The organism is Streptomyces katrae (assembly GCF_000966975.1).
Taxonomy (GTDB): domain Bacteria; phylum Actinomycetota; class Actinomycetes; order Streptomycetales; family Streptomycetaceae; genus Streptomyces; species Streptomyces katrae.
This window is the reverse complement of sequence record NZ_JZWV01000509.1, coordinates 1-9,231: the sequence shown is the minus strand read 5'-3', so window position 1 is coordinate 9,231 and position 9,231 is coordinate 1. Positions and strand designations below refer to the sequence as shown.

General features: G+C 72.8%; 4 protein-coding genes and 1 pseudogene. 2 read left to right on the top strand and 3 right to left on the bottom strand.

Going from position 1 to position 9,231, the window contains the following annotated elements; all coding sequences use genetic code 11:
* Positions 1 to 537: pseudogene (locus VR44_RS18600) on the top strand (asparaginase); the annotation flags it as partial.
* A 77-nt stretch (positions 538 to 614) separates the two neighbouring features.
* Positions 615 to 3,986, top strand: coding sequence for an NACHT domain-containing protein (locus VR44_RS18595; protein WP_045948658.1), 3,372 nt, complete (start codon positions 615 to 617; stop codon positions 3,984 to 3,986).
* 38 nt (positions 3,987 to 4,024) lie between these two features.
* Here VR44_RS18595 and meaB read toward each other — a convergent pair whose 3' ends face one another.
* The 3 genes from meaB to VR44_RS18580 are packed head-to-tail and all read right to left on the bottom strand — an operon-like array spanning position 4,025 to position 9,098.
* Positions 4,025 to 5,008 carry a methylmalonyl Co-A mutase-associated GTPase MeaB gene (gene meaB, locus VR44_RS18590; protein WP_045948657.1) on the bottom strand — a complete coding sequence of 328 codons (984 nt, stop codon included), beginning with the start codon at positions 5,006 to 5,008 and terminating at the stop codon, positions 4,025 to 4,027.
* A gap of 11 nt (positions 5,009 to 5,019) precedes the next feature.
* Positions 5,020 to 7,221, bottom strand: a complete 2,202-nt coding sequence (gene scpA / locus VR44_RS18585) for a methylmalonyl-CoA mutase (RefSeq protein WP_045948656.1) — start codon at positions 7,219 to 7,221, stop codon at positions 5,020 to 5,022.
* Positions 7,222 to 7,226: 5 nt separating this feature from the next.
* Positions 7,227 to 9,098 carry a methylmalonyl-CoA mutase family protein gene (locus tag VR44_RS18580; RefSeq protein WP_045948655.1) on the bottom strand — a complete coding sequence of 624 codons (1,872 nt, stop codon included), beginning with the start codon at positions 9,096 to 9,098 and terminating at the stop codon, positions 7,227 to 7,229.
* Between the last annotated feature and the right edge of the window lie 133 nt (positions 9,099 to 9,231).

Genomic DNA, 9,231 nt, shown 5'->3' with positions numbered 1-9,231 from the left:
ATGAAGACCCAGGCCGTGGCCCTGGACGCGTTCGCGGACCCCTCGCGCGAGCTCCTCGGCAAGGTCGGCTTCGGCAAGGTCTCCGTCCTGCGGCAGCCCCAGCGGCCGCAGGCCCTGCCGCTGCCCGCGATGCCGGAGCTGCCGCCGCGCGTGGACATGGTGATGCACCACGCCGACGGCGACCCGGTCCTGTTCAATGCCGCCGTCGCCGCAGGCGCCCGGGGCATCGTCCTCATCGGCACCGGCGCGGGCAACGCCACCCCCGAGATCGTCCAGGCGGTGCGGGAGGCCGTGGCCCGCGGCGTGCTCGTCGCCCTGACCACCCGCGTCCCGGCCGGCCCGGTCACCGAGATCTACACGCACGGCGGTGCGGTCGACATCGTCGCCGCCGGAGCCGTCCCCACCGGCACCCTGCGCGCCGGCCAGGCCCGCATCGCGGTCCTCTCCGCCCTGCTGGCCACGGACGACCCGGCCGAACAGGCCCGCGTCCTGCGCGCGGCCCTGTCCGAGGAAGACCCGGCCCTCGTCGACGCGTAGGCCGTTTCGGCCCGCCCGCGTCCCGGGCGCCATAGGATTCCCCCGCAACGATCACGACGTCGCGGGGGGACGCGTAGATGGAGCCCGGGATCATCGGCAGCCGGCTGGCCTCGGCGGCCATCGGCCCGCTCGTCAGGAAGCTCTTCGTCACGGAGGGCCCCGGCGCGGGTCTGGCCGATAAGCCGATCAGGATCTCCGGCCACGTCTCGTTCTGCGGGGAGAAGCGGACCCTGACGGAGTCCGACCTGCGCACCCTGGCGGCCAAACTGGTCCGCCAGGCCCTGCGCCACGGCGAACGCCCCGTCGGCGCCGACGAGCAGCAGGCGGTGGCCGATGCCCTCGCCGCCACCCTGCACGCCCTCGGCGACCTCACGATGTCCGACGTGGACGCCGTCCGCCTGGGCACGGCCGCATTCGCGCGGAAGCTGAGGGAGTCCGCCGGCCGTCCGGAACGGGAACTGACCGCGGACGGGACGTACTTCTATGAGCGCCTGCTCGAAGCCGCCTGCCTGCATGTCCTGCACTTCTTCACCCAGCGCTCCACGTTCGTCGCGCACGCGTTGGTCGAGCAGACGAGGGGGATCGCGGAACTGACCGCGAAGGTGGACGAGTTGATCCGCCGGGACCCCCTCCCGGGTGCGGAGGACGCGGCGTTCGAGGCCGAGTACCTGCCGTACGTCGCCCGCAAGCACGCGAAGCTGACCATCTACGGCATCGACCTCAGCAGCACCCCGACGCGGTGGCCGCTGGACGCGGCGTACCTGAACCTGGAGGTGACCAGGTCGTCGTGGCGGGTCGAGGTAGTGGAGCCGAAGTCCCTTCTGGTCACACGTGACCTGCTGGAGGCCGAGCCGGGGGACCTGGACCCCGACGTACGCGCCGCTGCAACCCTGCTCGGGCAGGACGCGCTCCAGGGCCTGGCGGGTGGGAGTCAGGCCGTGGTGAGGGTCGAAGCGGGCTCCGGCAAGACCGCTGCCTTGATCAAGTGGCTGGCAGACAACCGTGCTCCTCAGCGCGCCGACGAGGCCCTGGCCGCCAGCCGCCGGGTCCTGCTCCGCGGCGAAGCCGGATCCGGGAAGACCACCCTCGTGCAGTGGCTGGCCGTCTCCGCCGCGCGTCAGGACCTCCCGCCGCAGATGGCGTACCTGGAGGACCGCATCCCCTTTGTCCTCCCCCTGCGCACCCTGACCCGCCACGGCGAACGGCTTCCCGAACCCCGGGACTTCCTCACCGCCGCCGGCTGCCCGCTCGGCGGGAGCCAGCCCGACGGCTGGGCTCACCGGGTGCTCTCCGCGGGGCGGGGCCTGCTCCTCGTCGACGGCATCGACGAGGTCCCCGACACGGAGCGCGAGCGGACCCGCACCTGGCTGCGGGACCTGATGGACCTGTACGACGGCGACAACCGCTGGCTCGTCACCTCCCGGCCCTCCGCCGTTGGCATGGACTGGCTCGCGGAGGACGGCTTCACCGAGCTCACCCTCTCCGCGATGGGCCCCGCCGAGATCGCCACCTTCATCAAGCGCGGGCACGCGGCGGCCCGCCAGGGCACGGACGAGGACAAGGAGCTGGAGGCGTACGAGGCCCAGCTGCTCGCCTCCGTACGCCTCAAGCCGGACCTCGGCCGGCTCGCCACCAACCCCCTGATGTGCGGCCTGATCTGCGCCCTCCACCGCGACCGGCGCGGCTACCTCCCGCACGGCCGCAAAGACCTGTACGAGGCCGCCCTCTCCATGCTGATCAGCCGCCGCGACCGTGAGCGCGACATGCGCGTGCCGGACCTCCGGGAGGAGCCGCAGCTTGACCTGCTCCAGAGGCTGGCGTACTGGCTGATCAAGAACGGCCGCACGGAGATGGACCGTTCACGGGCCGAGGACATCATCGGCCGGGCCCTGCCCGCCGTCCCGGAAGCTGCCGCACTGGGCGAGGCGCCAGCGGTCTTCGACCACTTCCTGCAGCGCAGCGGGCTGCTCCGTGAACCGGCGCCCGACACGGTGCACTTCGTCCACCGCACATTCCAGGACTTCCTCGGCGCGCGCGCAGCCGTCGAGGAGGGCGACTTCGGACTGCTGACCGGCCACGCGGCCGACGACCAGTGGGAGGACGTCATCCGGATGGCGGTCGCCCTCGCCCGCCCGGCCGAACGCGTCGGGATCTTCCGCGACCTGCTCGCCCTGGGGGACGGCTCTGCCGACCGGCGAACCCAGGCACGGGTCTACCTCCTGGCGGCGGCCTGCCTGGAGCACGCCACCACGCTCGCGCCCGAGACGCGTGCGGAGGTGGAGGCCCGCACCGCCTCGCTCATCCCGCCGCGCAACGAGGACGAGGCCCGGGCTCTGGCCGAGGTCGGGCCGCTGGTGCTGGGCCTCCTCCCCGAGCCGGATGCGCTCGTTGGCACGGAGGCCTTCCGTGTGGTGATCACCGCCTCGCACGTGGCTTCGGAGGCGGCCGTCCCCGTACTGGCCCGGTTCGCCCGGCACGCCCATCACCTGGTCCGTTCTCAGCTCATGTGGGCCTGGTCGCGGTTCGACTGCGCCGACTACGCGGACGAGGTCATCGCCCGGCTGGACCCGACAGGCCTCTACTACACCGTCCAGTCCGATGAACAGCTGCAGCAACTGGAGCGTCTCAGCATCGGACCGGACCGACTGGACGTCCGGCGCGACGTGTCCGCCGGGGCGCTGGCGAGGTTCCTGGAGGGCCACCGCCCCGTCCGCCTCATGCTCCGCGGCGCCACCGTGTCGGATCTCGGTTTCCTGACGGCGGAGTCCGCCCCGGAACACCTCGAACTCAACGACTGCCCGGCGCTCATGGACGTCTCCGCGCTCGCAGGGCTGCCGGTCCGGCGCCTCGAGATCACCACGCGCCGACCGGACTTCGACCTGCGGGGGGTCTCGCAACTGCGCGAGCTGGAACTCCTGGCCGTCGACGGCCCCGCCGGCATGGGCTGGTCGCCGCGGGAGCTGCCCACGGAAGCCCCCCTCAGGACGCTCGTGCTCAACGGTGAGGTGGGCTGCGAGAACGGGTTGGCGGGGCTCGGCGCACTGTCAGGGCTCCTCGGGCTGGTGCTCAACCCCAAGTCCGCCCCGGTCTCCGCCGCCGACTGGTACGAAGTCATGGCGCTGCCCCTCCAGTCCCTCATGGCCCCGGCCTCGTCGCTCGATGCGCTCCCCGAGGAGGCGGCCCTGCCAGGAGTAACCGTCCTGCACATCACCGGGACCGGTGAGGAGAACCTGCCGACGGTGATCCGTCGGCTGCCGACTGCCTTTCCCCGGCTGGTGTCCTGCGAGATCGGCGGAGAGCTCACGGGCGAGGAGGACATCGACGTCGCACCACTAGCGGCGATCACCACGCTGTGCTCGCTGGACGTCGCGGCGGACGCCGGTCGCCTCCGAGGCCTCGACCTGCTCCCGGAGCTGATCGGGAAGGCGGACCCCACGGACCTCGCGTGACCCGCCGCGGGCCCGGCACCCCGGGCCCGCACCACCCGTCAGCCCGTGAACGCCGCCAGGATCCGGTCCGCCGCCGAGGTTGCCGTGACCGTGCCCGCTCGGACGCCCGCCTCCAGGGCGGGGGCCAGGTCACGGACCGCCGGGTCCGCCTTCAGGCGTTCCAGGAGTTCGTCGCGGACCATCGACCAGGTCCACTCCACCTGCTGCGCCGCCCGCTTGGCGGCCAGGCGGCCGCCCGTCTCCAGGACCGTCCGGTGCTGTTCCAGGCGGTTCCAGAGTTCGTCCAGCCCCGTCGACTCCCGTGCGCTGCACGTCAGTACCGGCGGGGTCCACGCCGCGTCCGCCGGGTGCATCAGGCGCAGCGCGCCCGACAGTTCGCGGGCCGCGGCCTTCGCGTCGCGTGCGTGCGGGCCGTCGGCCTTGTTCACGGCCAGGACGTCGGCCAGCTCCAGGACGCCCTTCTTGATGCCCTGGAGCTGGTCGCCCGTACGGGCCAGCGAGAGGAGGAGGAAGGAGTCGACCATGCCGGCGACCGTCGTCTCGGACTGGCCCACGCCGACCGTTTCGACGAGGACCACGTCGTAGCCCGCCGCCTCCATCACGATCATCGACTCTCGGGTGGCCTTCGCGACCCCGCCCAGGGTCCCCGCGGAGGGGGAAGGGCGCACGAAGGCCGACGGGTCGACCGCGAGGCGCTCCATCCGGGTCTTGTCGCCCAGGATGGAGCCGCCCGTACGCGTGGACGAGGGGTCGACCGCGAGGACGGCCACCCGGTGCCCGAGGCCCGTCAGCATCGTGCCGAACGCGTCGATGAAGGTGGACTTGCCCACCCCCGGCACCCCGCTGATGCCGATCCGGCGCGCCTTCCCCGAGTGGGGCAGGAGCTCCGTGAGAAGGCGCTGCGCCAGCGTCCGGTGATCGGCGCGGGTGGACTCCACGAGGGTGATGGCGCGCGCGATGTGCGCGCGCTTCCCGTCGAGCACGCCCTTCACGTACACGTCGATGTCGATCTTCGGGGGCATCCCGCGTCCGCCTACAGCTCGTGGCCCAGATCCGCGGCGAGCCGCGTCACCAGGTCGTGCGCCGCGTCCGGGATGACCGTGCCGGGCGGGAACACCGCCGCCGCGCCCATCTCCAGCAGCGTGGGGACGTCGGCCGGCGGGATGACACCGCCCACCACGATCATGATGTCCTCACGGCCCTCCTCCGCGAGCTGCTCGCGCAGCGCCGGTACGAGGGTCAGGTGGCCGGCCGCCAGCGAAGAGACGCCCACCACGTGGACGTCCGCCTCGACGGCCTGGCGGGCCACCTCCGCCGGGGTCTGGAACAGCGGGCCGACGTCCACGTCGAAGCCCAGGTCGGCGAAGGCCGTGGCGATCACCTTCTGGCCGCGGTCGTGTCCGTCCTGGCCCATCTTCGCGACCAGGATGCGCGGACGGCGGCCCTCCGCCTCCTCGAACCGGTCGACGAGCGCACGGGTGCGCTCCAGGGACGGGGACTCGCCGGTTTCGGTGCGGTACACACCGGAGATCGTACGGATCTGGCTCGCGTGCCGCCCGTACACCTTCTCCAGGGCGTCCGAGATCTCCCCGACCGTGGCCTTCGCCCGCGCCGCGTCCACCGCCAGGGCGAGGAGGTTGCCCTCCAGACCCTGACCGGCCCCGCGCTCGGCGGCGTTCGTCAGCGCCCGCAGCGCGTCCTGCGTACGGGCCTCGTCGCGCTCCTCGCGCAGCCGCCGCAGCTTGGCGATCTGCTGGGCGCGCACCGAGGAGTTGTCGACCTTGAGGACGTCGATCTCCTCGTCGTTGGCGACCCGGTACTTGTTGACGCCGATCACCGGCTGGCGGCCGGAGTCGATCCGCGCCTGGGTGCGGGCCGCGGCCTCCTCCACCCGCAGCTTCGGGATGCCGGCGTCGATGGCCTGCGCCATACCGCCCGCCGCCTCGACCTCCTGGATGTGCTGCCAGGCCCGGCGCGCGAGGTCGTACGTCAGCTTCTCCACGTACGCGCTGCCGCCCCACGGGTCGATCGACCGGCAGGTCCCCGACTCCTGCTGCAGCAGCAGCTGGGTGTTGCGGGCGATGCGGGCCGAGAAGTCCGTCGGCAGGGCGAGGGCCTCGTCGAGGGCGTTGGTGTGGAGCGACTGCGTGTGGCCCTGGGTCGCGGCCATCGCCTCGATACAGGTCCGCGTCACGTTGTTGAACACGTCCTGCGCGGTCAGCGACCAGCCCGAGGTCTGCGAATGCGTGCGCAGGGAGAGGGACTTGGTGTTCTTCGGGTCGAACTGCTTCACCAGCTTCGCCCACAGCAGGCGCGCCGCGCGCAGCTTCGCGACCTCCATGAAGAAGTTCATGCCGATCGCCCAGAAGAACGACAGGCGCGGCGCGAACGCGTCCACGTCCAGTCCGGCGCCCTGCCCGGCCCGCAGGTACTCGACCCCGTCGGCCAGGGTGTACGCCAGCTCCAGGTCGGCCGTGGCCCCCGCCTCCTGGATGTGGTACCCGGAGATCGAGATGGAGTTGTACCGCGGCATCTTCTGCGAGGTGAAGGAGAAGATGTCCGAGATGATCCGCATCGAGGGCTTCGGCGGATAGATGTACGTGTTGCGGACCATGAACTCCTTGAGGATGTCGTTCTGGATGGTCCCGGCGAGCTTGTCGGGGGAGACGCCCTGCTCCTCCGCCGCCACGATGTACAGGGCGAGGACCGGCAGCACCGCGCCGTTCATCGTCATCGACACCGACATCCTGTCGAGGGGGATCCCGTCGAACAGCTGCCGCATGTCGTAGATCGAGTCGATCGCCACGCCCGCCATGCCGACGTCGCCCGTCACGCGCGGGTGGTCGCTGTCGTAGCCGCGGTGCGTCGGCAGGTCGAAGGCCACCGACAGGCCCTTCTGGCCGGCCGCGAGGTTGCGCCGGTAGAAGGCGTTCGACTCCTCCGCCGTGGAGAAACCGGCGTACTGCCGGATCGTCCAGGGCTGGTTCACGTACATCGTCGGGTACGGGCCGCGCAGGTACGGGGCCACGCCCGGGTAGGTGCCCAGGAAGTCCAGGCCCTCCAGGTCCCGGCCCGTGTACAGCGGCTGCACGCCGATGCCCTCGGGGGTCTCCCACACCAGGTCGCCCGTGGCGGCCCCGGTGGACTCCTTCACCGCGGCGCGCCACTGGTCCTCGGTCGTGGCCGCGGCGGCCCCGCCGAGGGCGAGCTCGGAGAAATCGGGGATGCTGCTCATGCCGCTCACTGCGCGACTCCCATCCGGTCGAGTACGGAGGACAGCACGGCGACCGCGTCGCAGCCGGCGAAGACGTACTCGTCCACGGCGCCGGCCGAGGTGCCGGGCCGGCCCGCGAGGAACACCGTCGAGGCGCCGGCCCCGCGCAGGGCCGCGGCCACCTCCGCGGCCTGCTCCTCGTACAGGGCGTCGCTGGAGCACAGCACCGCCACGCCGTCCGCGCCGCTGGCCGCGTACGCCTCCGCGGCCGTCGCCGCGTCCACCGACACCGGGTCGTGGACGGGCTCGATGCCGCCCGCCTGGAAGAGGTTCGACGCGAACGTGGCCCGCGCGGTGTGGGCGGCGGCCGGGCCCAGCGCGGCGAGGAACACCCTCGGGCGGGCACCGGTCGACTCCAGGTGCGCGTCGCTGCGGGCGCGCAGCGCCTCGTACGCCTCGTCCCGGCGCACCCGGGGGAGGCCCCCGGAGGGCGCCGCCGGCGCGGCCTCGCGCACGACGGGCTTCTCGGACAGCAGCGGGAACTCGCTGACGCCGGTGATCGGTTCACGGCGGGTGGCCAGCTTCTTCGAGCGGGCCGCCCAGGTGGCCGCGAGGCGCTCGGCGACCAGACCGGAACGCAGGGCGGCGGGCAGGCCGCCGGCCCGCTCCACGGTCTGGAAGAACTCCCAAGCCGCGTGCGCCAGTTCGTCCGTGAGCTGCTCCACGTAGTAGGAGCCGCCGGCCGGGTCGATCACCCGGGCCAGGTGGGACTCCTCCAGGAGGATGGTGGAGGTGTTGCGGGCGATGCGCCGGGCGAAGGCGTCGGGGAGACCCAGCTCGCTGTCGAACGGGAGCACGGTGACGGAGTCCGCGCCGCCCACCCCGGCCGCCATGGAGGCGACGGTGGTCCGCAGCATGTTCACCCACGGGTCGCGGCGGGTCATCATCACCGGCGAGGTGACGGCGTGCTGCCGCTGGGCGCCGGCCGCGGGGGCGCCGCAGGCCTCGGCGACCCGGGCCCACAGGCGGCGGGCGGCACGCAGCTTGGCGATGGTGAGGAACTGGTCGGCCGTAGCCGCGTAGCGGAACTCCAGCTGCCCGAGGGCGGCTTCGGTGCCGAGCCCGCCCTCGGTGAGGGTGCGCAGGTATGCGACGCCGGTGGCCAGCGACAGCCCGAGCTCCTCGGCGGCCGAACCGCCGGCCTCGTGGTACGGCAGCGCGTCCACGGTCAGGGCGCGCACGCCCGGCCAGGACGCGGCCGCCTCGCGGGCCAGCTCGACGGCGGGGGCGGTGTCCAGGGCCTCGCCGGTACGGGCCTCGTGGCCCAGCGGGTCGATGCCGAGCGCGGCGCGTGCGGCCTCCGGGGCCACGCCGCGCTCCGCGTACAGGGCGAGCAACGCGCGGGCCGCCTCGGCGAATTCGGCGCCGGCGTCGAGGGCGACGGGTGCCAGGTCGAGGTAGACGCCGTCCAGGGCGCGGCCGAGGTCCGCCGCCGGGAAGCCGTGGCGGCCGACGGTCAGCCAGAGGGAGGTGGTGCCGTTCTCCAGGTCGGTCAGTGCCGCCTCGTTGACGCGTACGGGGTCACTGCCGGCGATCCGCTGGCGCACGTCCCAGCCGGAGGTGCTGGTGCCGTCCGGGGTGCCGCCGCGGACGAAGGGCGCGAAGCCGGGGAAGCCGGTGGTGCGGGCCTCGGCGTCCGCGCCCGAGGGCGCCGTGTACAGGGGGCGGGTGGTGAGCCCGTCCTCGAGCGTCGTGGACAGTGCTGCTTCCGCTGCCTCGCCGGAGACTTCCTTGCCCGACTTGCGCAGTACGCCCTCGACGAGGCGTTGCCACTGCTCATGTGTCGCGTCAGGAAACTCGGCGGCCAGGGAGAGCCCGTCGTCAGGCAGGACCGTCATGGCCCGAACTCTAGGGGGGGCCGCTTAAGCCAGACCAGAACCATCGGATGTGATCTCCCCCTCTCAAATGAGCCGATGCCCTGGCCGGGCGGTTACGGGTGGTGGTGGCTGCGGGGGCTGGGCGGGGCTGTGG

What these genes read in the sequence shown, in the direction of transcription:
- VR44_RS18595 (WP_045948658.1), top strand. Translation starts at nt 615, where the DNA reads ATGGAGCCCGGGATCATCGGCAGCCGGCTGGCCTCGGCGGCCATCGGC.
- meaB (WP_045948657.1), bottom strand. Translation starts at nt 5,008, where the DNA reads ATGCCCCCGAAGATCGACATCGACGTGTACGTGAAGGGCGTGCTCGAC.
- scpA (WP_045948656.1), bottom strand. Translation starts at nt 7,221, where the DNA reads ATGAGCAGCATCCCCGATTTCTCCGAGCTCGCCCTCGGCGGGGCCGCC.
- VR44_RS18580 (WP_045948655.1), bottom strand. Translation starts at nt 9,098, where the DNA reads ATGACGGTCCTGCCTGACGACGGGCTCTCCCTGGCCGCCGAGTTTCCT.